Origin of the sequence: Microbacterium sp. ZXX196, assembly GCF_009709595.1 — a bacterium.
GTDB lineage: Bacteria > Actinomycetota > Actinomycetes > Actinomycetales > Microbacteriaceae > Microbacterium > Microbacterium excoecariae.
Genome location: NZ_WMEE01000174.1, coordinates 1 through 272, shown reverse-complemented (window position 1 = coordinate 272; position 272 = coordinate 1). Strand labels below are relative to the sequence as shown.

Here is a 272-nt window from a genome sequence, read left to right as displayed (position 1 = left end):
TGCCATACCCTGGGCTCGCAAAAAAGCCCAAGCCTCGGCCTTAGAAAACCCATAAAGTTGCAGCTGCTGTAGGACTGTCAAATCTTGACACACGCCCGTGCGGTGCCCTAGAAAACAGACTTGTTGCTGATAAGCGAGAAGATCTTGCTGGACATCCTGACCGCGCCAATGAATATCGCCTTGCGTTGGCGGTAAAATCCCGGCAAGCGCCAATAACAAGCTGGACTTTCCAGCCCCATTATCCCCCTGCAAGTGCAGCAACTGACCACCAG

General features: G+C 53.3%; 1 protein-coding gene. It reads right to left on the bottom strand.

Annotated features, from left to right (window positions below; translation table 11 throughout):
• The coding region (locus GJQ66_RS12650; RefSeq protein ID WP_155049647.1) for an ATP-binding cassette domain-containing protein at positions 1–272 on the bottom strand (272 nt) is incomplete at both ends.